The sequence below is a fragment of the Stenotrophomonas maltophilia group sp. RNC7 genome (assembly GCF_030910085.1).
Classification (GTDB): Bacteria; Pseudomonadota; Gammaproteobacteria; order Xanthomonadales; family Xanthomonadaceae; genus Stenotrophomonas; species Stenotrophomonas sepilia.
The window spans coordinates 1-372 of record NZ_JAVFVN010000436.1 but is presented as its reverse complement, the minus strand read 5'-3'; the positions used below and the strand labels follow the sequence as shown (position 1 = coordinate 372).

The window sequence follows — 372 nt, the reverse complement described above, 5'->3', positions numbered from 1 at the left end:
AAAGGAATGGTAGTAGCGTTTAAAAATCGTTATAGTTGGAGAAGGAAAATTCAGCTTGCTAAACAGCAATTGTTGAATCGTAAAGAATTTGAGGATGTACAACTCGATGTAATTGGCTCCGGCCATGTATGGTTTACATGTAAAAAAAATGGTGATTTTGGTTTTACAAAGATTTTTCGAGTGAAATATACTTTTGAAACGGAAATTTTTGAATACTTCGATAAATACGGTCGACCTGCATCTTAAAAAGACTACCTTTTTCTTTAGGTAGCCTTTTTTTTGTTAAACAATTTCAAAATGTGATTTTATTAAGGAACATTGATCCGGTTATACTTTTTGAATTTTTTTTGTTAAAAATTTATTGAAGATATA

General features: G+C 29.6%; 1 protein-coding gene. It reads left to right on the top strand.

All coding sequences use genetic code 11. From position 1 onward, the window contains the following. Positions 1–246 (top strand): hypothetical protein (locus RCF13_RS07395; protein WP_308141027.1); only part of this gene is annotated, 246 nt, incomplete at its 5' end. Positions 247–372: the final 126 nt, after the last annotated feature.